The organism is Bradyrhizobium sp. B117 (assembly GCF_038969555.1).
Lineage (GTDB): Bacteria > Pseudomonadota > Alphaproteobacteria > Rhizobiales > Xanthobacteraceae > Bradyrhizobium.
In genome coordinates this window covers 7,117,214-7,141,034 of the sequence record NZ_CP152414.1, presented here as the reverse complement: position 1 = coordinate 7,141,034, position 23,821 = coordinate 7,117,214, and the positions used below count along the sequence as shown (strand labels likewise).

19 protein-coding genes are annotated in these 23,821 nt (G+C 65.0%); 7 read left to right on the top strand and 12 right to left on the bottom strand.

What is annotated here, in order from left to right; translation table 11 throughout:
* Positions 1-13 precede the first annotated feature (13 nt).
* From AAFG16_RS34570 to AAFG16_RS34550, 5 genes are all read left to right on the top strand, one after another.
* Positions 14-3,109 carry a MexW/MexI family multidrug efflux RND transporter permease subunit gene (locus tag AAFG16_RS34570; protein ID WP_342732542.1) on the top strand — a complete coding sequence of 1,032 codons (3,096 nt, stop codon included), beginning with the start codon at positions 14-16 and terminating at the stop codon, positions 3,107-3,109.
* 145 nt (positions 3,110-3,254) lie between these two features.
* Positions 3,255-5,834: a cache domain-containing protein gene (locus tag AAFG16_RS34565; protein WP_342732540.1), complete on the top strand. Its 2,580-nt coding sequence runs from the start codon at positions 3,255-3,257 to the stop codon at positions 5,832-5,834.
* Positions 5,831-6,220, top strand: coding sequence for a response regulator (locus tag AAFG16_RS34560; protein ID WP_283080912.1), 390 nt, complete (start codon positions 5,831-5,833; stop codon positions 6,218-6,220). The genes AAFG16_RS34565 and AAFG16_RS34560 overlap by 4 nt, the downstream gene beginning before the upstream one ends.
* Positions 6,217-7,467, top strand: a complete 1,251-nt coding sequence (locus AAFG16_RS34555) for an adenylate/guanylate cyclase domain-containing protein (RefSeq protein WP_342732538.1) — start codon at positions 6,217-6,219, stop codon at positions 7,465-7,467. Before AAFG16_RS34560 ends, AAFG16_RS34555 begins: the two co-directional genes overlap by 4 nt.
* Positions 7,468-7,476: 9 nt before the next feature.
* The gene (locus AAFG16_RS34550) at positions 7,477-8,223 is read left to right on the top strand and encodes a hypothetical protein (RefSeq protein ID WP_342732536.1); all 747 of its coding nucleotides are present in this window, start codon (positions 7,477-7,479) and stop codon (positions 8,221-8,223) included.
* Positions 8,224-8,436: 213 nt separating this feature from the next.
* Here AAFG16_RS34550 and AAFG16_RS34545 read toward each other — a convergent pair whose 3' ends face one another.
* The 12 genes from AAFG16_RS34545 to AAFG16_RS34490 all read right to left on the bottom strand — a co-directional run bounded on the left by AAFG16_RS34545 (position 8,437) and on the right by AAFG16_RS34490 (position 22,369).
* On the bottom strand, positions 8,437-9,324 hold the full coding sequence (locus tag AAFG16_RS34545; protein ID WP_342732534.1) for an ABC transporter permease: 888 nt from the start codon (positions 9,322-9,324) through the stop codon (positions 8,437-8,439).
* A gap of 4 nt (positions 9,325-9,328) precedes the next feature.
* On the bottom strand, positions 9,329-10,270 hold the full coding sequence (locus AAFG16_RS34540) for an ABC transporter permease (RefSeq protein ID WP_027558557.1): 942 nt from the start codon (positions 10,268-10,270) through the stop codon (positions 9,329-9,331).
* Positions 10,271-10,301: 31 nt separating this feature from the next.
* On the bottom strand, positions 10,302-11,825 hold the full coding sequence (locus AAFG16_RS34535) for an ABC transporter substrate-binding protein (RefSeq protein ID WP_342732531.1): 1,524 nt from the start codon (positions 11,823-11,825) through the stop codon (positions 10,302-10,304).
* Between the two features lie 23 nt (positions 11,826-11,848).
* Positions 11,849-12,952, bottom strand: a complete 1,104-nt coding sequence (locus tag AAFG16_RS34530; RefSeq protein ID WP_342732529.1) for a dipeptide ABC transporter ATP-binding protein — start codon at positions 12,950-12,952, stop codon at positions 11,849-11,851.
* A gap of 175 nt (positions 12,953-13,127) precedes the next feature.
* On the bottom strand, positions 13,128-14,117 hold the full coding sequence (locus AAFG16_RS34525; RefSeq protein WP_342732527.1) for an ABC transporter ATP-binding protein: 990 nt from the start codon (positions 14,115-14,117) through the stop codon (positions 13,128-13,130).
* Positions 14,114-14,824 carry a DUF1028 domain-containing protein gene (locus AAFG16_RS34520; RefSeq protein WP_342732525.1) on the bottom strand — a complete coding sequence of 237 codons (711 nt, stop codon included), beginning with the start codon at positions 14,822-14,824 and terminating at the stop codon, positions 14,114-14,116. The genes AAFG16_RS34525 and AAFG16_RS34520 overlap by 4 nt, the downstream gene beginning before the upstream one ends.
* A gap of 9 nt (positions 14,825-14,833) precedes the next feature.
* Positions 14,834-16,639 carry a gamma-glutamyltransferase family protein gene (locus AAFG16_RS34515; RefSeq protein ID WP_342732523.1) on the bottom strand — a complete coding sequence of 602 codons (1,806 nt, stop codon included), beginning with the start codon at positions 16,637-16,639 and terminating at the stop codon, positions 14,834-14,836.
* 82 nt (positions 16,640-16,721) lie between these two features.
* Positions 16,722-17,711, bottom strand: a complete 990-nt coding sequence (locus tag AAFG16_RS34510) for an oligopeptide/dipeptide ABC transporter ATP-binding protein (RefSeq protein WP_283080903.1) — start codon at positions 17,709-17,711, stop codon at positions 16,722-16,724.
* The gene (locus AAFG16_RS34505) at positions 17,708-18,694 is read right to left on the bottom strand and encodes an ABC transporter ATP-binding protein (protein WP_283080902.1); all 987 of its coding nucleotides are present in this window, start codon (positions 18,692-18,694) and stop codon (positions 17,708-17,710) included. The genes AAFG16_RS34510 and AAFG16_RS34505 overlap by 4 nt, the downstream gene beginning before the upstream one ends.
* A gap of 13 nt (positions 18,695-18,707) precedes the next feature.
* Complete coding sequence (locus AAFG16_RS34500; RefSeq protein WP_342732520.1) at positions 18,708-19,670, bottom strand: ABC transporter permease; 963 nt, start codon at positions 19,668-19,670, stop codon at positions 18,708-18,710.
* A 1-nt stretch (position 19,671) separates the two neighbouring features.
* Positions 19,672-20,652 carry an ABC transporter permease gene (locus tag AAFG16_RS34495; RefSeq protein WP_283080900.1) on the bottom strand — a complete coding sequence of 327 codons (981 nt, stop codon included), beginning with the start codon at positions 20,650-20,652 and terminating at the stop codon, positions 19,672-19,674.
* Between the two features lie 115 nt (positions 20,653-20,767).
* Positions 20,768-22,369, bottom strand: a complete 1,602-nt coding sequence (locus tag AAFG16_RS34490; protein WP_342732517.1) for an ABC transporter substrate-binding protein — start codon at positions 22,367-22,369, stop codon at positions 20,768-20,770.
* Positions 22,370-22,745: 376 nt separating this feature from the next.
* Between AAFG16_RS34490 and AAFG16_RS34485 the strand changes: the two genes are divergently transcribed.
* Positions 22,746-23,003 (top strand): DUF6489 family protein, encoded by a 258-nt coding sequence (locus tag AAFG16_RS34485; RefSeq protein WP_027558568.1) that lies wholly within the window; start codon positions 22,746-22,748, stop codon positions 23,001-23,003.
* Positions 23,003-23,803 (top strand): alpha/beta hydrolase, encoded by an 801-nt coding sequence (locus tag AAFG16_RS34480; protein WP_283080898.1) that lies wholly within the window; start codon positions 23,003-23,005, stop codon positions 23,801-23,803. The genes AAFG16_RS34485 and AAFG16_RS34480 overlap by 1 nt, the downstream gene beginning before the upstream one ends.
* Positions 23,804-23,821 lie beyond the last annotated feature (18 nt).

Here is a 23,821-nt window from a genome sequence, read left to right as displayed (position 1 = left end):
CGAGATCGCCGCGATGGCCTTTACCGATATTTTCATCAAGCGCCCGGTTCTGTCGGTCGTCGTCAGTCTGCTGATCCTGCTGATCGGCTTGCGCGCGGCGATGGTGCTACCGATCCGGCAATATCCGAAGCTGTCGAACACGGTCATCAACATCACGACCGTCTATCCCGGCGCGTCCGCGGACCTGATCCAGGGCTTCATCACCACGCCGATCGAGCAGGCGGTCGCCTCGGCCGAGGGCGTCGACTACATCACCTCGTCCTCGGTGCTCGGCACCTCGACGATCCAGGTCTACATCAAGCTGAACTTCGACCCGAACCAGGCGCTCACCGAGGTGCTGGCGAAGACCAACTCGGTCAAATACCTGATCCCGAAGGAATCCAACGACCCGATCGTCACCAAGACCACGGGCCAGACCACGGCCGTGATGTATCTCGGCTTCTCGTCCGAGGAGCTATCGGGCTCGGCAATCTCCGACTATCTGACGCGCGTGGTGCAGCCGGTGCTGTCGACCGTCGACGGCGTCGCCTCGGCCGACATTCTCGGCGGTCAGACCTTTGCGATGCGGCTGTGGCTTGATCCGGTGAAGATGGCCGGGCGCAACGTGTCGCCGGCGGACGTTGCCGCTGCCATCCAGGCCAACAACTTCCAGTCCGCGGCGGGCCAGACCAAGGGCTATCTGATCGTCTCGAACGTCTCGACGAATACCGGCCTGACCGACGTCAACCAGTTCAAGAAGATGATCGTCAAGGCCAAGGACGGCGGCTTCGTGCGGATGGAGGACATCGCCACCATCGAGCTTGCCGCCCAGAGCACGGACGCGAGCGTCGCCTTCAACGGCGAGCACGCGATCTTCATCGGCGTGCAGGCCACGCCGCAGGGCAACCCGCTGACGCTGGTCAAGGGCGTGCGCGCGCTGTTCCCCGAACTGGAACGCAACCTGCCGCCGTCGATGAAGATGAAGGTCGCCTACGACTCGACCAAGTTCATCCAGTCCTCGATCGACGAGGTGGAGAAGACGCTGGGCGAAGCCGTGATCATCGTGATCGTGGTGATCTTCCTGTTCCTGGCTTCGCTGCGCTCGGTCATCATCCCGGTCGTCACCATTCCCCTGTCGATGATCGGCGTCTGCACCCTGATGCTGGCGCTGGGCTTCAGCTTCAACCTGCTGACGCTGCTCGCGATGGTGCTCGCGATCGGCCTCGTGGTCGACGACGCCATCGTCGTGGTGGAGAACATCCACCGCCATCTGGAAGAGGGGAAGACACCGGTCCAGGCCTCGCTGCAAGGCGCGCGCGAAATCGTCGGTCCCGTCATCTCGATGACGATCACGCTGGCCGCGGTGTATGCCCCGATCGGCTTCCTCGGTGGCCTCACCGGCTCGCTGTTCCGCGAGTTTGCCTTCACGCTCGCGGGCTCGGTGATCGTGTCGGGCGTGATCGCCCTGACGCTGTCGCCGATGATGTGCTCGGTGCTGCTGAAGAACACCGAAGAGGGCCGCTTCGCCAAGCTGGTCAACAAGGTGTTCGGCGCGATGACGCGCTGGTACGGCCGCAGGCTCGACCGCTCGCTCGACTACAAGGCCATCACCGGCCTGTTCGCGGTGACGATCCTCGGCCTCGTCGGCTTCCTCTACATGCACACCTCGAAGGAGCTGGCGCCCGAGGAAGATCAGGGCATCGTGTTCGCGGTGACCAAGGCGCCGAAATACGCCAACATCGACTATGTCGATTACTACGGCGAGAAGCTCGACAAGGAATTCCAGAAGTTCCCCGAGACCGATCTTCGCTTCGTGCTGAATGGCATCAACGGCCCGCAGGGCGGCATCGCCGGCATGCTGCTCAAGCCCTGGGAGGAGCGCAAGCGCTCGTCGATTGCGCTGAAGCCGCTGGTGCAGGCCGAGCTCTCCAAGATCGAGGGCGTGCAGGCGTTCGCGTTCAACCTGCCGCCGCTGCCGGGCGGGCCGGGCGGCTTGCCGGTGCAGATGGTGATCAACTCCACCGCGAGCTTCCAGACGGTCTATGAGCAGATGGAGAAGCTGAAGGACGCCGCGCGCAAGAGCGGCATGTTCATCGTCTCCGACAGCGATCTTGCCTACAACCAGCCGAGCGTGGAGGTCACGATCGACCGCACCAAGGCGCAGGATCTCGGTGTCAACATGCAGAACCTCGGCTCTACGCTCGCGGTCCTGCTCGGCGGCAACTACATCAACCGCTTCAACCTCGAGGGTCGCTCCTACCAGGTGATCCCGCAGGTGCCGCGCGGCAAGCGGCTCTCGCCGGAATCGCTCGGCGGTTATTATGTGACCACCAACACCGGACAGCAGCTGCCGCTGTCGACCGTGGTCTCGATCAAGACCAGGACCGACCCGAACTCGCTGACTCACTACAACCAGCTCAATTCGGCGACGTTCTCGGCGGTGCCGATGCCCGGCGTGACCGTCGGTGCCGCGGTCGACTTCCTCGAAGGCGAAGCCAAGAAGCTGCCGCAGGGGTTCAGCCACGACTATCTGGCGGACTCGCGTCAGTACGTGCAGGAAGGCAACCAGCTCGCGATCACCTTCGGCTTTGCGCTGATCATCATCTTCCTGGTGCTGGCGGCGCAGTTCGAGAGCTTGCGTGACCCGTTCGTGATCATGATCTCGGTGCCGATGGCGATCGTCGGCGCGCTGATCCCGCTGTTCTTCGGCGCTGCGACCATGAACATCTACACCCAAGTCGGCCTGTTGACCCTGGTCGGCCTGATCACCAAGCACGGCATCCTGATGGTGGAGTTCGCCAACGAACTCCAGGTCAACGAGCGGCTCGACCGCCGCTCGGCGATCGAGATGGCGGCCCGCATCCGCCTCCGTCCGATCCTGATGACCACGGCCGCGATGGTGACCGGCCTGATCCCGCTTCTGACCGCCTCCGGCGCGGGCGCGGCCAGCCGTTTCTCGATCGGCCTGGTCGTCGTCGCCGGCATGTCGATCGGCACGCTGTTCACGCTGTTCGTGCTGCCCGCCGTCTATGTGGTGCTGGCGACCGACCACCGCGCGGCGGCCGATTCCGAGCGGAACAAGCAGGTCAACGCGCTCGACCTCGACGCCAAGGCGCTGCGGCCGACCTGAGGCGGCGGACAATCGAACGAAGAGAGAAGGGCGGCAACGGCGGGTCCGTTGCCGCCCTTTTTATGTCCCGGTGCCCGCGTCCGCCCTAAGGCTTAGGGCGAGCACGAGAGACAAGGTCGGGCCTTCTTGCTAGGTTCGGCGGGATATGACTCTCTCCCTCCATCCCGACACCCCGCAAGCCAGGACGCTGCCGAGCGCGGCCGCGGACGGCGTTGTGTCCGGCGAGGCGGCGGGGCGAGGGATCAGGACCCGGCTGTTCACCAAATATGTGGCGCTGTTCGTGGCCGTGGTCGCCATCGCGCTGCTGGCCAACGGGCTGTTCGAGGTCTTCTTTTATTATCGCGAACACAAGGCCTCGCTGATCCGCGTCCAGCATGAGCAGGCCGAGGCGGCCGCGGCCAAGATCGGCCAGTTCGTCAAGGAGATCGAGAGCCAGCTCGGCTGGACCACGCAGCTGCCGTGGTCGGCAAGCTCGGTCGAGCAGCGCCGGTTCGACGCGCTGCGGCTGCTGCGCCAGGTGCCCGCGATCACCGAGCTCGCCCAGGTCGACGCGACCGGCAGAGAGCGGCTGCGCGTGTCGCGGCTCGCGATGGACGCGATCGACAGCGGGATCGATTTGTCCGATGACCCCAAGTTCACCCAGGCGGTCGCGCGCAAGGTCTTTTACGGACCGGTCTACTTCCGCAGGGATTCCGAGCCCTACATGACGCTGGCGCAGGCCGGGTCGCGCAAGGACGCCGGCGTCAGCATCGCGGAAGTCAATCTCAAGCTGATCTGGGACGTCGTGTCCCAGATCAAGGTCGGCCAGCACGGGCACGCCTACGTCGTCGGCCCGGAGGGGCGCCTGATCGCCCATCCCGATATCAGCCTTGTCCTGCGCAACACCGACATGTCGAACCTCGCGCAGGTGCGTGCTGCGCTCGCCGGCGGCGACACCATGGGCGTGCTTGCCGAAGCGCGAAACATCCAGGGACAGAGAGTGCTGACCGCGTCGGCCCCGATCGAGCCGCTGCACTGGACCATGTTCGTCGAGCTGCCGGTCGAGGAGGCCTATGCGGCGCTCTATGCCGCGCTGGAGCGTCTCGCGCTCGTGCTGCTCGTCGCCTCCATCTTCGCGGTGCTTGCCGGGATTTTCCTGGCGCGCCGCATGGTCGGACCGATCCAGGCGCTGCGCGTCGGCGCCGAGCGCATCGGCGGCGGTGATTTCGCCCAGCGCATCTCGATCAAGACCGGCGATGAGCTCGAGGGTCTTGCGGACCAGTTCAACCACATGGGCGAGCGCCTGCAGGAATCCTATGCCGACCTCGAGAACAAGGTCGAGCAGCGAACTGCCGAATTGCGGGAAGCATTGCAGCAGCAGACCGCAACCGCCGATGTGCTGAAGGTGATCAGCCGCTCGACGTTCGATTTGCAAACCGTGCTGGACACGCTCGTCGCATCGGCGGCCCGCTTGTGTGATGCGGACGAAGGAACGATCTTCCGGCCCCGCGATGGCGTGTTTTATCTGGCGGCGAGCTGCGGTCTTGACGCTGAGCAGGAGACCAAGCTTCGGACGTTTGCCTCCGTACCGGAGCGGGGAAGCGTCGTCGGCCGGACCTTGCTCGATTGCAAGACAGTCCATGTTCCGGACGTGCAGGCGGACCCGGACTATGCGCCTTCGTCCGCGCGAAGACGCTCCAACGTTCGTACGATGCTGGGTGTGCCCCTGCTTCGCGAGGGGTTACCCATCGGCGTGTTCGTCTTGACGCGGCATGTCGTGCGGCCCTTCAGCGAGAAGCAGATCGAACTCGCCACGACGTTTGCAGATCAGGCCCTTATCGCGATCGAGAATGTCCGATTGTTCGAGGAAGTGCAGGAGCGCACAAGGGAGCTGTCGCGATCCCTCGACGATCTGCGCGCCGCCCAGGACCGCCTGATCCAGACCGAGAAGCTTGCCTCCCTCGGCCAGCTCACCGCCGGGATCGCGCACGAGATCAAGAACCCGCTGAACTTCGTCAATAACTTCTCGTCGGTGTCGACCGAGTTGATCGACGAGCTCAACGAGACGCTGCAAGCCGTATCGCTCGATGCCAAGACGAAGGAGGACATCGACGAACTGACCGGCATGCTCAAGAGCAATCTGGAAAAGGTGGTGCAGCACGGCAAGCGCGCCGATTCCATCGTCAGGAACATGCTGCTGCATTCGCGCGAAGGCTCCGGCGAGCATCGCCCCAGGGACATCAACGCGATCGTGGAGGAGAGCCTCAATCTCGCCTATCACGGCGCGCGTGCCGAAAAGCCGGCCTTCAACGTCACGCTGAAGCGCGACTTCGACCCCGCCGCCGGCATGATCGATGTCTACCCGCAGGAGATCACCCGGGTCCTGCTCAATCTGATCTCGAACGGCTTCTATGCGTCCGCCAAGCGCAAGGAGAGCGCGCAAGACGGCTTCGAGCCCACCTTGAGCGCCGCCACGAAAGATCTCGGCGGCGGGGTCGAGATCCGGATCCGCGACAACGGCACCGGAATTCCGGCGGAGGTGAAGGAGAAGATGTTCAATCCCTTCTTCACCACCAAGCCGGCCGGCGAGGGCACCGGGCTCGGCCTGTCCATGAGCCATGACATCGTCGTGAAGCAGCACGGCGGCACAATCGACGTGAACACCGAACCCGGTGTATTCACCGAATTCATCATCACCCTGCCGCGCATCATGGCGGCGGGCGGCACTTCCGGAGGCAAGAGTTGAACGTCTACATCCTGGTCGTCGATGACGAGCCCGACGTCGAGGCGCTGTTCCGGCAGCAGTTCCGGCGCGACCTGCGCGCCGGCCGTTTCCAGATGGAATTCGCGCCGTCCGCGCCCGATGCGCTGAAGCTCGCCGCCGAGGTGCGCGATCCCTCGCTGATCCTGATCCTGTCGGACATCAACATGCCCGGCATGAGCGGGCTCGACATGCTGCCCAAGGTGCGTGCCGAGCATCCCGACGTTCCCGTCATCATGATCACGGCCTATGGTGATGCCGAGACGCGCCGCAAGGCGATCGAGCGCGGCGCCGTCGGGCTTTTGACCAAGCCGATCGACTTTGCGCTGCTGCGCCAGGAGATCGACACGAGGCTCGAGCAGGCAGCATGACTGCGACCATCCTCTTCGTCGACGACGAGCCGGATCTCGAGGCGCTGGTCCTGCAGAAATTCCGCAGGCAAATCCGCGACGGGATGCTCGCCATCATGTTCGCCCGCGACGGCCTGGAGGCGCTGCAATCGCTCGAGCAGAATCCGCAGGTCGACATGGTGGTCTCCGACATCAACATGCCGCGCATGGACGGGCTGTCGCTGCTGCAAAAGCTCCAGGAGGCCGAGGACAAGAAGTCGACCATCATCGTCTCGGCCTATGGCGACATGAGCAACATCCGCACCGCGATGAACCGCGGTGCGTTCGACTTCCTGACCAAGCCGATCGACTTCGCCGACCTCGAAGCCACGATCGACAAGACCATCCGTCACATCGAGATGCTGCGCGAGGTGCGGCGCCGCCAGATGGTGGCGGAGCGGGCCCATGCCGCATTGTCGCGCCATTTCTCGCCGGAGCTTGCCAAGCGTCTGGCGGCAAGCGGCGAGGGCGAGGGGATCGAGGTGCAGTGGCGCGAGGTCGCCACCATCTTCACCGACATCACCGGCTTCACCTCGCTGGTCGAGAGCGCGCCGCCAGAGACGCTGGGCGAGCTCCTCAACGAGTATGTCGGCGGGATGACCGAGGTCGTCTTCGCGCATGAGGGCACGGTCGCCAAGATCATCGGCGATGCGCTCCAGGTGCTGTTCAACGCGCCGGGCGATCAGCCTGACTATGCGACGCGCGCGGTCGCCTGCGCCCATGATCTCGACGCCTGGGCGCAGGATTTTTGTGCGCGCCAGAGCGCCAAGGGCGTGAACTTCGGCGCCACGCGCATCGGTATTCACGCAGGTCCAGCCCTGGTCGGCAATTTCGGCGGCAACCGCTTCTTCGACTACACCGCCTATGGCGATTCCATCAACATCGCGGCGCGGCTGGAAGCCGCCAACAAGCATCTCGGCACGCGCATCTGCGTCAGCGCCAGCGTTGCCAAGGCGGCGCAGAATTTTCAGGGCCGCCCCGTGGGCGAGCTGATGCTGCGCGGACGCAGCGAGCCGTTGCGCGCCTTCGAGCCGCTGCCGCAGACCAAATTCGAAGCGCCGGAGACGGCGCTCTATTCCGAGGCCTTCGCCAAGATGGAGGCCGGCGACGTCGCCGCCATGCCGGCCTTCGCCGCGCTGGTGGGGATGCATGCCGAGGATCCGCTGGCAAGCTTTCACCTGAAGCGCCTACTCAACGGCGCCAAGGGCATCCGCATGCAACTGGACTAGGAGTTCGACATGGTCAGTGACTTCTCTGCCGGCAATTATCGTTTCATCCCGTCCGTGTTCCAGTATTCGGCCGGCGCGGCCGCAAACGACGGTTACGAGATCGAGCGCGTCCGGTTTGATCGTCTGGTGCCGCTGGCAGAGGGATTTGCACTGGCCGCAAAGTATATTCAGGAGGCGGGCCGGCCATTGACCGCCTTCTGCGCCTGCGAGCTGCGCTCGCCGGCAGCGTTCAGCGAAGAGGGCTTTCGCGCGTTCAATCTGCATTATGTGAAGACGCTGTCGGAATGGGGCATCTTCGACGGCACCACCAATCCAGTGGCGCGCAGCAATGTCTGTCCGGAGATCGATCCGCCGTCCGAGCCGTCGTTTTATGCGTTCTCGTTCACGCGGCCGACGACGTCGAAGGCGCCGTCTTTCGTGATTGCCGGCGGCGCCGAGGCGCGCGAGGGCGGCGGCACCTATGTCGAGCGCACGGTGCGCTACCGCGATCTCAGCCCGGAGGGCCTGCGCGAAAAGGTGCGCTTCACCACGACGTCGCAGATGGAGAACCGGATGACGGCGTTCGACTTTGGCTGGAAGGACACGACCGGCGTGCAGGCCTATTCCGTGCACGACTTCCACCACGCGCTGGTGGACGAGCTGGTCCGCCGCGGCGCGCTACGCTCCGGCCTGACCTGGCATTTCGCTCGCCCGCCGGTGGTCGATCTCGAATACGAGATGGATTGCCGACGCGTGATGCGGGAAACCGTAATTTGAAGCTCCTCAACACCGCTCTGTCCGTTCCCTCCCCCCTTGCGGGGGAGGGGCAGGGAGAGGGGTGTCACACGGGGATTCCATCCTTCGTGCACCATCTTCAGCGCATCATCAACAACGGGCGCCGTTTCCTGGGCTACCCCTCTCCCTAGCCCTCCCCCGCAAGGGGGGAGGGAACGCACCTACGTCGGAGCTCTAGTCGGGTCTCATCGGGCCTTAGCGCTGCCTCGGATCGAGTGCGTCGCGCAGGCCGTCGCCGAGCAGGTTCAGTGAGAGCACCACGAGGAAGATCGCTAAGCCCGGCCAGATCGCCATCCATGGCGCCTGGGTCAGGAAACGCTGCGCCGCGTTGAGCATGCTGCCCCAGGACGGCACCGGCGGCTGCTGGCCGAGGCCGAGGAAGGACAGCGCAGCTTCCGCGATGATGGCGGCGGCGATCGACAACGTGGCCTGCACCAGCAGCGCCGGCAGGATGTTCGGCAGGATGTGCGAGAACGCGATCCGCCACGGCGGGTTGCCGAGCGCGCGCGCGGCCTCGACATAGTCCTCGGCCTTGACGCTCAGCACCTGGCCGCGGGTCAGGCGGATGAAGATTGGCGTCGCCGAGATGCCGATCGCGATCATGGCGTTGCCGAGGCTCGGCCCGAGGAATGCGGCGAGCGCGATCGCCAGGATCAGGAACGGGCAGGCCAGCATCGCATCGGTGATCCGGCTGATCAGGGCATCGACAAATCCGCCGCGATAGCCGGCGAGAAGGCCCAGCGGCACGCCGATGCCGAGCGCGATCGCGACGGAGATCAGACCCGCCATCAGGGATGCCCGCGCGCCGTAGACGACGCGGCTGAGGATATCGCGGCCGAGCTCGTCGGTGCCGAACCAGTGCGCTGCCGTCGGCGGTTTGCGCACCAGGCTCCAGCTCGTGGCGATGGGATCATAGGGGACGACGAGCGGTGCGAGAGCCGCAAGCAGGATGAACGCAACGATCACGACAAGCCCGAACACGGCGGCCTTGCGCTTGAACAGGCGCCTCCGCGCCCGGCGGGCCGGGCTGTCGAGCTCGTAGGCTTGCGTGGCGGGACTGGCTGAAAGCGCGGCGTCGGCCATTTGCCTAGCCCCTCAGCCTGGGATTGACGAGGACATAGGCGATGTCGGCAACCAGGTTGAGCGTGATATAGACCGTGGCCGTCACCAGCACGACGCCCTGCACGACGGCGTAGTCGCGGTTGAACACGGCATCCACGATCAGTTTGCCGAAGCCGGGAATGGAGAAGATCTGCTCGGTCAGCACGGCACCTGAGAGCAGCGTACCGAGCTCGAGCGCACCGAGCGTGATGATGGGCGTGAGCGCATTGCGCATCGCGTGCTTCAGGATCACCGAGCGCTCGGAAAGGCCCTTGGCGCGTGCGGTGCGAACATAATCGCTTTCCAGCACCTGAAGCATCGCGCTGCGGGTATGCCGCATCAGGATCGCGGAGATCGCGTTGCCGAGCACGAAGGCCGGCATGATGGTGGCAGCCAAGCTCGCGCGCCAGTTCTCGGTGAGCGGCACATAGCCGGAGGCCGGCAGCCAGCCCAGCTTGATCGAGAACAGGAAGATGAGGAGAATTCCGAGCCAGAAGTTCGGCGTCGAGATGCCCCACAGCGCGAACAGATTTGCGCCATAGTCCCAGGCCGTGCCCTTCTTCACGGCCGAGACGATGCCAGCGGGAATACCGATGCAGAATGCGATGACGATCGCCATCGAGCCGAGCTGGAGCGTCACCGGCAGCTTCTGCGCGATCAGCTCGCGCACCGGCATCTTGTTGCGCAAGGACTCGCCGAAATTGCCTGTCAGAACGCCCTTGAGCCAATAGACGTATTGCACGGGGATCGGCTGATCGAGCTTGTACTGCTGGCGGATCTGCTCGATCACGGCGGGATCGCGTTCCTCGCCGGCCATGACCAGCGCGGGATCGCCCGGCAGCAATTGCTGGAGCGAGAAGATCAGCACCGACACGAAGAACAGCGTCGGCACGATCTGCGCAAGGCGGCGGGCGAGGAAGTTCAGCATGGTGCCGATCGCTTCGTATGCGATGTCGTCATCACTTGAACTTCAGTCCGACCACGCGGACCAGCCCGTCCGGCATCTGCCTGTAGCCCTCGAGCTTCTTGGTATGCGCGATCAGGAGCGTGCGGTGGTAGATGTAGATGATCGGCAGGTCATCGAGCAGGATTTTCGTCAGCTTCTGGTAGATCGCCTTGCGCTCCTCGACGTTGGAGGTCGCTCGCCCATCTTCCATCAGCTTGTCGGCCTCGGGGTTCGAGTACACGCCGTCGTTCTGCGGCGCCTTGCTGCGCATGAAGATGTAGGAATTGCCGTCGGGGTCGATGCGGCCGCTCCAGTTGATCTGGAACACCTGGAACTCGCCGGCCTGGGCCTGCTTGAAGGTCGTCGCGAACTCGACGGCGCGGATCTTGATGTCGAAGCCCGCTTCCGCGGCCATCGACTGCACGACCTGGGCGACGGCCTCGTTCTCCGCGCCCTTGGGGATCATGTAGTCCACCGTCACCGGCGTGGTGACGCCGGCTTCCTTCAACAGTGCCTTCGCCTTCGCGATGTCGCGGCCGTGAACCGGGAATGCCTTCTGGTAATAGGGATGCGTCTGGCTGACCCATTGGTTGCCCGGTGTGAACTCGCCGTTGAAGACGACCTGGTTGAGCGCTTCGCGGTCGATCGACAGATCGAGCGCCTGGCGCACTTTCGCCGACTGGCTCAGCGGCCCCTTGTTCTTCTCGTTGCCGATGTTGACGGTCAGGCCGAGATAGCCGAGCTCCGGCGCGGTCGACAGCACGAGGCGGGAATCGGCGCGCACGTCCTTGATGTCGGTGGCGAGCACGCGCTCGATCAGGTCGAGTCCGCCGGATTTCAGATTGGCGAGGCGGACGGTGGCATCGACGATCGGCAGGAACACGACGCGGTCGATGTGGATGTTGTCCTTGTTCCAGTAGTCGGCGAACCTTTCGAACACCATGCGATCCTGCTGGACGCGCTCGACGAATTTGTAGGGGCCGGCGCAGACCGGATGCAGGCCGAACTTGTCGCCGGCTTCCTTCGCAGCTTTCGGCGAGACCATCATGCCGGAGCGGTCCGTGAGCTGGGCGATCAACGGCGAGTAGGGGGTCTTGAACACCAGCTTGATGGTGAGGGGATCGACGACCTCGACATGATCCACGCTTGCCAGCTCGGATTTCCGGAACGAGCCGGGCAATGTCATGTGACGCTCGAGGGAGAATTTGGCGGCCTCGGCGTCGAGCGGCTCGCCGTCATGGAATTTGACGCCAGGCCGCAGCTTGATCGTCATCTCCTTGCCGTCGGCCGAGGTCTCGTGCGACAGCGCGAGCTGCGGAACGATGTTGAGCTTCTCGTCGATGTCGAACAGCTTGTCGCAGAAGGCGGAGAACACGATGCGGCCGACATAGGTGCGGCCGATGCTGGGATCGAGGATGTCGGGGTCCTCGGCGATGCCGATGCGGAGCGTAGTCTGGGCTTGAACTTGGGCTTGGGCCGCGCCCACGAGTGACGTCAGCAGGGCCGACGCCAGGATTGCCAAACGCATGAAACTCATCGCTCTCAACCTCTGTTTTGCGGCTATGCGGGATCGGTCCCCAATGGACTAACCCCGCTCACGCGCGCTGCTTCCGGGCTGCCGCTGAAGGCGGCGACCAATTTTTCAAGGACCGGCGAGAAGCCGCCGTCCATCGGCACGATCGCCGCGGAGGACGGCAGTTCCGACGTTCGGTGGCAAGCCGTTGCATGTCCGGTGCCATCCGACACCAGCTGAGGCATTTCGCTGCGGCAGCGGTCGATCACGTAGGGGCAGCGGGTATGGAAGCGGCATCCGGCGGGGGGATTGAGGGCGCTCGGGATCTCGCCCTGGAGCACAATCCGGCTGCTCTTTGCCCGCGGTTTAGGCACGGGGATCGCGGACAACAGCGCGCGGCTATAGGGATGGCGTGGCTGGGCGAACAGCGCGTCCGCATCGGCGGTCTCGACGATCTGGCCGAGATTCATCACCGCGACTCGGTCAGCGATGTGCTTGACCACCGCAAGATCGTGCGAGACGAAGATGTAGGCGAGGCCAAGCCGGTCCTGGAGCTCGCGCAGCAGGTTCAGGATCTGTGAGCGGATCGAGACGTCGAGCGCCGAGACCGGCTCGTCGCAGATGATCAGCTTCGGCTCGACCGCGAGCGCGCGGGCAATGGCGATGCGCTGGCGCTGGCCGCCGGAGAATTCGTGCGGATAGCGCCGCTCGAGCCGTGGCTCGAGGCCGACCAGGCGCAAGATCTCTGCGACGCGCTCGCGCCGCTGCGCCGGCGGTACCAGATCATGCAGGGCCAGCGGCTCGGTCAGGATCTGGCCGACCGTCATGCGCGGATTGAGCGAGGCGTAGGGGTCCTGGAAGATGATCTGCGCCTCGCGGCGGAATTTTCGCAGCGCGTCGGCGTCGAGGGAGAGCAGGTCGCGGCCGTCGAAACGCACAGTGCCCGCATCCGGCTCGATCAGCCGCAGCACCAGGCGGCTGACGGTGGATTTGCCGCAGCCGGATTCGCCGACCAGCGCCAGCGTCTTGCCGGCTTCGAGAGAGAAGGAAACGCCATCAACGGCTTTGACATGCGCCAGCGCGCGGCCGAACAGCGAACGCTGCGCGACGAAATGCTTGACCAGGCCTTGGACTTCGAGGAGCGCGGTCATCGTCGGTGCTCCCCGCGAAATCCGATATCGTGTCCCGGGCGCGGCGCAACGCGAAGTGTTGCGACGCTGAACCGGGACCCAGTCTGTTGCCGCATGGGCCCCGGTTCAGCAGCGCACCACGGCGCTTCGCTCGTGCTGCGCTGCGCCCGGGGCACGAGAGAGGTGAGCAAGGCCATCACGACACCAACAGCTCAAGCGGCGCGCGGATGCAGCGCGAGAGGTGGCCGGGGTTGACTTCGACCAGCGGCGGCGGCGCCTTGGTGCAGGCGTCCAGCACGAACGGGCAGCGCGCGGCGAAGCGGCAGCCGGCGGGCGGCTGCGCCATGTTCGGCACCATGCCTTCGATGGTGGCGAGCTGTTCGGCACGATGATCCAGACGCGGGATCGAGCCGAGCAGGCCGACGGTGTAGGGATGCTGCGGCGCTGAGAACAATTCATCCACCGGCGCGCGCTCGACGATCTCGCCGGCATACATCACCGCGACCTCGTCGCAGACCTCGGCGACCACGCCGAGATCGTGGGTGATCAGGATGATCGCGGCGCCGCTCGCCGCTTTCAGCTCGCGCATCAGCTCCAAGATCTGCGCCTGCAGGGTGACGTCGAGCGCCGTGGTCGGCTCGTCCGCGATCAGGAGCTGCGGATCGCACGCAAGCGCCATCGCGATCATCACGCGCTGGCGCATGCCGCCGGAGAGCTTGTGCGGATACTCGTCGATCCGCCGTTCCGGCGAGGGAATGTGGACACGACGCAAGAGTTCGACCGCTCGCTCGCGCGCGCTCTTCCGCGAGCCGCCGCGGTGGCGCAGGATCGTCTCGATGATCTGGTCGCCGATCGTAAAGCTCGGATTGAGCGAGGTCATCGGCTCCTGGAAGATCATCGCGAGCCGGTTGCCGCGCAAGTCACGCAGGGTCTGATCGGACGTATGCAGCAGGTCGAAGCCGTCGAAGCGGATCGCGCCTGATATCTCGGCGCTTTGCTTCGGCAGCAGGCCCATGATCGCCAGCGACGTCACGCTCTTGCCGCAGCCGGATTCGCCGACGAGGCCGAGCGTGGCGCCCTTGGCGACGCTGAGATCGACGCTGTCGACCGCATGGGTGACGCGGCCGTCGTCGCCGTGGAAACGGATGCGCAGGTCCCTGATTTCGATGAGGGGGCTCGCGCTCATGACGTCCTTGCGCGCGCGGCTGCGATGCTGGCGTCGATGACGCTGCGATCGGTGTTGCCGGCCGGGTTCTGCCGCGTCGGCAGCGAGCTGCGGAAGTGAACCCAGAGCTCCTGGCTGACACGTTCGAGCCGTTCGAGCTCGCCGAGCGGATCGGGATGATCGTCGGCGCGGATGTCGAGCGCCGGCCATTCCTCCTCACCGTGGATCAGCAGCGCTGCGGACTGCTTGCCGCGCTTGTCGCCGCCGGCGGCCTCGCCCGCGCGCATCGCGGCGAGCAGGCGGCGCGGGAAGGGCAGGCTGTCATTGGCAATGTAGGTTTTTGCGGTCTCGTCGAGCACGTCGGCGCCTGTCAGCATGTTGCCGGCAATGGAAAAGCCGCTGCCTGCGACGTGGCCGCACCAGTCGATGCAGTCGCGCCCGGTATGCGCGGCAATCTCGCCACTCGCATCCATGATGTGGACCTGGCGGCTCTCGCGTCCGTCATCGGTCACCAGCAGCGCGGCGAGCACGTCGTGGGCGTTCAAACCTTCGCGCAGCAGCTTCAAGCCGTCGATGCCGTAATAGGGATTGACGAAGGCCTGCGTTGCGATCGCGCCGAGGCCCGCAGCGATATAGGGCACGCGCGCGCCGACGGCGAAGAAGCGGGTCGCAACCGCGATGCCGAACTGGCTGGTGGCAGGGTCTCGCGCGATGATCGACCAGGTCATGTGCTACCTTCAGCGTCCCGCGGCGTAACCCTGCATGCCGCGCGGATTGGCGGCGGCGCGCCGGCGCACGCCGACGCGCGAAGCCGCAGTGAGGCGGCCTTCCGACCAGTCCGGGCCGACCTCGACGATATGCCCGCGCTCGCGCAGGTTCTCGATCGTCGCCTTCGGCACGCGGTTCTCGACCACGAGCACGCCGGGGCGTGCGGTGCGCGGCCAGAACGAGATCGGAAAATGTTCGGAATGCCAGGCCGGCGCGTCGATGGCCTCCTGGAGATTGAGGTTGCAGTGAACGTGGCGCAGGAAGAACTGCGTGATCCATTGGTCCTGCTGGTCGCCGCCGGGCGAGCCCCAGGCCAGATACGGCTCACCGTCGCGCAGCGCCATGGTCGGCGACAGCGTCGTGCGCGGCCGCTTGCCCGGCGCGAGCGCGGCGGGATGGTCTTCCTCCAGCCAGAACATCTGGGCACGGCTGCCGAGGCAGAAGCCGAGTTCCGGAATGATCGGCGAGGATTGCAGCCAGCCGCCCGACGGCGTCGAGGACACCATGTTGCCGGCCTTGTCGATGATGTCGAAATGCACGGTGTCGCCGCGCACCTCGCCGAAGCGGCCGACGGTCGGCTCGCCGGCGCCGAGCGCGCCGACCGCCTCGCGCTGGCCTTCCGCGCGGCGCAGCTTGACGACGCCGCCAAAGCCCTCGACCGAACCAGGAATGAAATCGAGCGAGGCCTTGTCGGTGACGAGCTTGCGGCGCTCGTCGTTGTAGGCATCCGACAGCAGCGTCGCGATCGGGATCTCCGTGAACTTGGGATCGCCGTAGAACTTCTCACGATCGGCGAAAGCGAGCTTTGCGCATTCGATCTGGAGATGGATGAATTCCGGCCCGGTCGGGTCGAGCCCGTCGAGCGCAAAGCCCTTGAGCAGCGCGAGCTGTTGCAGCGTCACCGGACCCTGGCTCCAGACGCCGGCCTTGCAGACGGTGTAGCGGCCATAATCGTAGGTCAGCGGCGCCTCGACCGTCGGCTGCCAGCGCGCCATGTCGTCAGCGGAGAGCACGCCGCGATGCGGCGAGCCGCTGACGTCCATCACCTCTTGCGTCCGACAGAATTTTTCGATGGCCTCCGCGACGAAACCTTGCGACCAGGCCTTTCGCGCGCGCTCGATCTCGGCATCGCGGCCACCGCCGCCACTCTCGGCTTCGCCCAGAATGCGGGTGTAGGTCTCGGCCAGCGTCTTGTTGGTGAAGAGCGTGCCGGGCCTCGGCACCTCGCCATTTGGCAAATAGACCGCGGCCGAGGTCGGCCAGTGCTTGCGGAACAATTGCTCGACGGTCTGGATCGTGGCGCAGGCGCGCTCGACCAGCGGATAGCCGTCGCGCGCATAGGAGATCGCGGGCTCCAGCACGTCGCGCACGCGCATCGTGCCGTAGTCGCGCAAAAGCATCATCCAGGATTCGAACGTGCCGGGGACGCAGGCGGCGAGCAGGCCGGTGCCGGGCACCATGTCGAGGCCTTCGCTCTTGTAATGCGCGATGGTGGCGCGGGCCGGCGCTGGGCCCTGGCCGCAGATCACCTCGGTGCGGCCGCGCTTGACGTCGTGGACGATGATCGGAACATCGCCACCGGGACCGTTCAGATGCGGCTCGACCACCTGGAGCGTGAAGGCGGTGGCGACGCCGGCATCGAAGGCGTTGCCGCCCTTTTCCAGGATGCCCATGCCGACGGCGGTCGCGATCCAGTGCGTGGAGGCGACGACCCCGAACGTGCCCTCGATCTCGGGGCGCGTCGTGAACGGATCGGGATTGATGTTGCTGGCCATGGGCTACCTCATTTGCGGCGCGCGCAATTGATCACAGCCGGTGCTGGGATGCCAAATGCGCAGGCCGCATGGCACGCGCGCGTCACGCTGGGACCGGTGCGGTGTTCACCGCGTGGCAGGCGACACCGTCGATCAGTTCCGGCGTTTCCCTGCGGCAGAGATCGAACGCCAGCGGGCAGCGCGGATTGAAGGCGCAGCCCGAGGGCGGATTGATCGGGTTCGGGATCTCGCCCTTGACCGGAATGCGCTGGCGGCCGCTCATGGCAAGGTCAGGCACGGCGCCCAGCAGCATCTTGGTGTAGGGCATGCGCGGCCGGGAAAACAGCTCGCGTCCTTCCGCGATCTCGACGATGCGGCCGAGATACATCACGCCGACCCGGCTCGCCATGTGACGGACCACGGCGAGGTTGTGGCTGATGAACATGTAGGTCAGGCCAAACTTGTCCTGGAGGTCGCGCATCAGGTTCAGGATCTGGGCCTGCACGGAGACGTCGAGCGCCGAGGTCGGCTCGTCGCAGACGATGAACTCGGCGTCGGAGGCGAGCGCCCGCGCGATCGCGATGCGCTGGCGCTGGCCGCCGGAAAATTCGTGCGGGAATTTCAGCCGGTCGTCCGGATGCAGGCCGACAAGGCTGAGCAATTCGCCGACGCGGGCCTGGATGTCGCGCTCGCCCTGGATCAGGTCGAAGGCGCGGATCGGCTCGGAAATGATGGCATCGACGCGGAAACGCGGGTTAAGGCTCGCATAGGGATCCTGGAAGATCATCTGGATGCGGCGGCGCAGTTTTCGACGTGCCGGTGCCTGCCGCGGATCGGTCATCGAGACGCCGTCGATCAGCACGTCGCCGGAACTTGGCGGCAACAGGCCCACCACCATCCGCGCCACCGTAGTCTTGCCCGAGCCGGACTCGCCGACCAGCGCGAAGGTCTCACCCTTCCGGATGTCGAAGGTGACGCCGTCGACCGCCCTAAGATATTCGAGATGCCCGCCTTCGAGCACGCGGTTGAGCCATGGCTTCGAGACGTCGAAGACGCGGCGCAGATTTTTGGCCTGAACGAAGGGCGTGCTCATGCTGCGCTCTCCGCCGGGACGGTGTCATAGAGATGGCACGCGACAGATTGCGCGCCGCGCGGCAGCGGCTCCGGCCGCTCCACGCGGCAGCGGTCGAAGGCAAAGGCACAGCGCGGATTGAACGAACAGCCGCGCGGGATCGCCGACAGGCGCGGCATCGAGCCGGGGATCTGCACGAGGCGCTTGTCGTCACCTGCAAGCGTCGGGATCGCGCCCATCAGGCCCTTGGCGTAAGGGTGCAGAGGATTCCTGACGACGTCCTGCACCGGGCCGATCTCGGCAACGCGCCCGGCATACATCACCGCGACGCGGTCCGAAGTTTCGGCGATCACGCCCATGTCGTGCGTCACCAGCATCACGGCGGTGCCGTGGTCGCGGCCGAGCCGCTTGATCAGCGAGATGATCTGCGCCTGCACGGAGACATCGAGCGCGGTGGTCGGCTCGTCCGCGATGATCAGCTCCGGCTCGGCACAGATCGCTAGCGCAATGACGACGCGCTGGCGCATGCCGCCGGAGAATTCATGCGGATAGCCGTCGATGCGCTTTTCCGGTGCGGGGATGCCGACTTCGGCCAAGAGGTCGATGGCGCGGCGGCGGGCGGCGGTCTCGGACAAGTTCAGGTGAGTCCGGATCGTCTCGACGATCTGGTCGCCGACCTTGTACAGCGGATTGAGCGAGGTGAGGGGATCCTGGAAGATCATGCCGATGCGCTTGCCGCGGACGCGGCGCATCTCCTCCGGCGGCAGGTTGTCGATCCGCAGCCCTGCGAGACGGATCTCGCCGCCGGCGATGCGGCCAGGCGGATCGATCAGGCCGATCACAGACAAGCCGGTGACGGACTTGCCGGCGCCGGATTCGCCGACCACGCCCAGCACCTCGCCCTTGGCGATGTCGAAGGAGACGCCATCGATGGCGCGCAGCGTGCCGCGACGCGAGGCGAACTCAACCTTGAGATTGCGGACGGAGAGAACGGGTTCGGTCATGAACGCTGCATACTCATCGGAGTTTCGGGTTAAGGGCGTCGCGCAGCCAGTCGCCGAGCAAGTTGATCGACAGGATCAACCCCGCGAGTGCGATCCCAGGGAAGGCGACGATCCACCATTCGCCTGCGAACAGATAGCCGTTGCCGATGCGGATCAGCGTGCCGAGCGAGGGCATGGTCTCGGGCATGCCCGAGCCGAGGAACGAGAGCGTTGCCTCGGTGATGATGGCGAGCGCCAGGTTGATGGTGGCGATCACGAGGATCGGCCCCGTGGTGTTCGGCAGCACGTGGCGGAGCATGATCACGGGGGCGGGCAGGCCGATCAATTGCGCAGCCGCGACATAATCCTTGTTCTTCTCGACCAGCACCGAGCCGCGCACCGTGCGCGCATATTGTACCCAAAAACTCAGACCGATCGCGAAGACCAGGACCGCCAACATACTCATCTCGTCAAGCTTGTTGCCAAAGACCGATTTGGCGATGCCGTTGATCAAAAGCGCGATCAGGATGGCCGGGAAGGAAAGCTGCACGTCGGCGATGCGCATGATCAGCCCGTCGACGGCGCCGCCGAAATAGCCGGCCGTCAACCCGAGCAGGATGCCGATCGCGCCGGACAAGACGACGCCGAGCACGCCGACGAGCAGTGAGATGCGCAGGCCGTAGAGGATCGCCGACAGCACGTCGCGGCCCTGCTCGTCAGTGCCGAGCAGGAACGGGCTCTGGCCGTCGGCCGTCCAGAGCGGCGAGATGCGCGAATTCATCAGCTGGAGCTGCGCCGGGTCGAACGGATTCTGCACCGACAGCACGGAGGCGAAAATCGCGACCAGGAAGAACAGCAGCGTTACCCCTGCCGCGATCATGGTGATCTTGGAGCGGCGGAACGAATAGAACAGGTCGCTGTCGAGCGCGCGCCTGAACCAGCCGGGGGCCTCCGCAGCGCGCTTCTCGGTTGTATGCGGAACGACGGCTTCGCTCATCTCAATGCGCCCGGCTGACCGTCGAGCGCAGCCGCGGATCGACGATGGTGTAGAGGATATCAACCACGAGATTGATGGTGACGAAGATCAGGGCGACCATCATGAGATAGGCTGCCATGATCGGGATATCGACGTTCTGAATGGCCTGCACGAACAGGAGGCCCATGCCCGGCCACTGGAACACGGTTTCGGTGATGATCGCGAATGCAATGACCGAGCCAAATTGCAGGCCGGCGACGGTGATGACGGGAACAAGCGTGTTGCGCAGCGCATGGCCGAAATGGATCGCGCGCGTGGTGAGCCCGCGGGCGCGGGCGAAGCGAATATAGTCGGTCCGCAGCACTTCCAGCATCTCGGCGCGAACGAGGCGCATGATCAGCGTCATCTGGAACAGGCCAAGCGTGATCGATGGCATGATCAGCGCCTTCAGGCCCGACAGCGTCAGGAGCCCGGTCGTCCACCAGCCGATATGCACGACGTCGCCACGGCCGAACGAGGGCAGCCAGCCGAGCGTTACCGAGAACAGGTAGATCATGAGAATGCCGATCAGGAAGGTCGGCAGCGAAATACCGATCAGCGAGACGGCCTGGAATATGTGCGCGAGCCAGCTGTCGCGGCGAAGCGCCGAATAGACCCCCATCAGGATGCCGCTGATCATCGCGAAGATGGTGGCGCAGATGGCGAGCTCCAGCGTCGCGGGCATCCGCTCTACCAGCAGGTTGGTGACGGGCAGGCGGAACTGATAGGACACGCCGAACTTGAATTGCGCGGCATTGCCGATATAGCGGCCGAACTGCACGAGTACGGGATCATCGAGACCGAGCGATTTGCGGATCGCTGCGCGTTCGGCGCCCGACGTATCCATCCCGACCATCTGGTTCACGGGATCGCCCGCGAAGCGGAACATCGAGAACGCTATGACCCCGACGGCGATCATGACACCGATGGCCTGGATGGCTCGGCGCAGTGTGAAAGCGAGCATCTGTTCCTTTCACATCTCTTTAACAGCACGCATCATTGCGTTAGCTCGAAATAGCAAGTCCCGGAAGCCAGATCTTGAAAGCGATGGCTTCCGGGACTTCACAAGATGTCGACACTTACTCGTCCTGCTTGGTCGCCCAGTAGAGCATGACCATGTTGTCAGCACGCTGGGTCAGCTTCACCTTCTTCGACACGCCCCAGGCGAGCGCCTGCTGGTGCAGCGGAACGTAGGCCCAGTCCTTCATCGAGACCTCGAAGGCCTGCTTGATCAGGAGATCGCGCTTGGTCGTATCGGATTCCACGAGAACCTTGTCGGCGAGCTCGTCGAACTGCTTGTTGCAATAGCCTGCGAGATTGGCCTCACCGCGGTTGGGATCCTTGGGATCGTCCCGGCAGCCCATGATGTCGTGGAGCACGTTCTGGGAATCGAGCGTATCCGGGGTCCAGCCCAGCATGTACAGCGAGGTCTTGTAGCCGCCGGGCTTCAGCACCTTGGCGAAATACTGGGCCTTGGGTTGGGTCAGCAGGTCCACCTTGATATTGATGCGGGCGAGCATGCCGACGATGGCCTGACAGATCGCGGCGTCATTGACGTAGCGATCGTTCGGGCAGTCCATCGTCACCTCGAAACCGTCCGCATAGCCAGCGTCCGCCAGAAGCTTCTTGGCGGCGTCAGGATCGAGCTTCGGTCGCGTGAAGTCCTTCGAAATCGCAAAGATCTCCGGTGCGACCATCAGTGCGGACGGCGTGGAGAGCCCGCGCATGACGCGATTCTTGATCAGATCAACGTCGATCGCCCGGTAGACGGCTTCGCGGACGCGAACGTCCTTGAACGGGTTCTTGCCCTTGACGTTGGAGTACAGGAGTTCGTCACGTGCCTGATCCATGCCGACGAAGAGGGTGCGGAGCTCGGGTCCCGTCAGCGCGGTGGCGTTGGGGCTCGCTTTGACGCGCTCGATGTCCTGGACCGGAACCGGCTCGATCACGTCGACCTCGCCCGACAGCAGCGCCGCGACACGCGTGGCCGGGTTTGCGATCGGCGTGAAGACGATCTCCTTCAGATTATGCTCCGGCTTGCGCCACCAGTTCGGATTGGCCTTGAAGACGGTCTTCACGCCCGGCTGATGGCTCTCGATGGTAAAGGCGCCGGTGCCGTTTTCATGGAGCGAGGCATAGCTCGGGGTCGTGGCCGCGGCCGGCGTCGGTGCCACCGCATCGTTCGCCTCTGCCCATTTCTTGTCCATGATGTACCAGGTCGCCCACAGCGCCGTCAGGATGGGATTGGGCGAGGTCAGGATGAAATCGACGGTGTAGTCGTCGACCTTGACGACCTTGGCATCGGCGGGAACGCGGCTCTGGAAATTCGAGCCCTTCGCCCGCACGCGCTCGGCCGAGAATACGACGTCGTCCGCGGTGAAGGGGTCGCCGTTATGGAATTTCACGTCCTTGCGCAGGTGAAAGCGCCAGCGCGTCGGCTCCGGCGTCTCCCAGCTTTCGGCGAGCGCCGGGATGATCTTCAGGTCCTTGCCGCGGGCGACAAGGCCCTCATAGACATGGCCGAGATGCGCACTCGTGGTCGACTCGTTCAGCGTGTAGGGGTCGAGCGATTTCAGCTCACCCTGGTTGGCGTAGCGCAGCGTCTGGCTCGACGCCGGCGAAACCGCCAGCGCAAGCACACCGGCGAGCGTCGCCGCAAACAGACTTCGTCCGACTGACATTCTTGACCCTCTCCACTCGCCCGCGCCGGTGATTTTTGATTGTTCGGCGGGGCTGACTTATCCATGTTGCCCAGAGTTCTCGACCCGTGCAAGCGGCATTCCAGCAAGGAACGCGCCAAGTTGCACCGCTGTGCAGCAATGCTGACCGGTAATTTTGGAGCGAGCGGGCCGTGGACGATATCGACTTTCGACCTATGAAATCCTCCGGGGGCAGGACGGTCGTGCCCGGCCGCCGGTGCGGCGCCTTCGCGATTTGATTGACCATACCCGCCATTTGCGCAGGGCGGCGCCCAGCCGGCCGTCTCAGGTCGCTTGCGTTGCACACCGTGTCGCGGCGATACTGCAACAGGCCGCTCGAATCTGATCCGGAGGGGACATGAAGGTTAACATCGAAATCGACTGCACCCCCCTTGAGGCCCGCCAGTTCTTCGGATTGCCCGACGTGGCGCCGATGCAGACGGCGGTGATGGACAAGCTGCAGCAGCAAGTCCTGAGCAACATCGAGAAGATCTCGCCGGAATCGCTGGTCCAGAGCTGGTTCACCTTCGATCCCAAGATCGCCGAGCGGTTTCAGGACATGTTCGTCGCGATGGCCGGCCTCGGCGGCCCGCGCAGCGGCGACAAGAAGAAGTAGTGGCGCCCGGGCGGGACGCGCCGCTGGAGACGGACCGGCTTCGTCCGCCGGCTCTCGGCCTGCTGCTCGCCGAAGCGCGCGGGCTGTTCGAATTGAATGCGAGCCTCATGCTGTCGCCCGTGCTGATGCGCGCGCCCAGGGGCGACGGCCATCCGGTGCTGGCCCTGCCGGGCTTTCTCGCCAGCGATCTTTCGATGGTACCGATGCGACGCTATCTCAGCGAGCTCGGCTATGAGGCACATGCCTGGCGGATGGGCCGCAATCTCGGCGGTCTCGGGCGGATGCGGGAGTCGCTGCGCGCCCGCCTGGCCGAGATCCATGGCGCGACCGGGCGCAAAGTCAGCCTGGTCGGATGGAGCCTCGGCGGCGTCTATGCCCGCGATCTCGCGCTCTGGGCGCCCGACAAGGTCCGCTACGTGATCACGCTCGGCAGCCCGTTTGCGAACGACGTACGCGCGACCAACGCCACGCGGCTCTACGAGGCGCTGTCCGGCGACCGGGTCGAGGATTTCGCCGAAGCGCGCGCGGCGATCGCCGGCGATCTTCCGGTGCCCGCGACGTCGATCTATTCGCGTGCCGACGGCGTCGTGAACTGGCGGACCTGTCTGCTCCGCCCGTCCGACCGCGCCGAGAACATCGAGGTCCACCTGGCGAGCCACATCGGCCTCGGGGTGAACCCCGCCGCATTGTGGGCCGTGGCGGACCGGCTGGCGCAACCGGAGGGAGAGTTCTGGCCATTTGACCGGGCAGGGCCCTTTGCCATTGCATATGCCCCGCCGGAGCGGGCAGTATCGGCCTGACGAGAAGCGCCGGCAAAG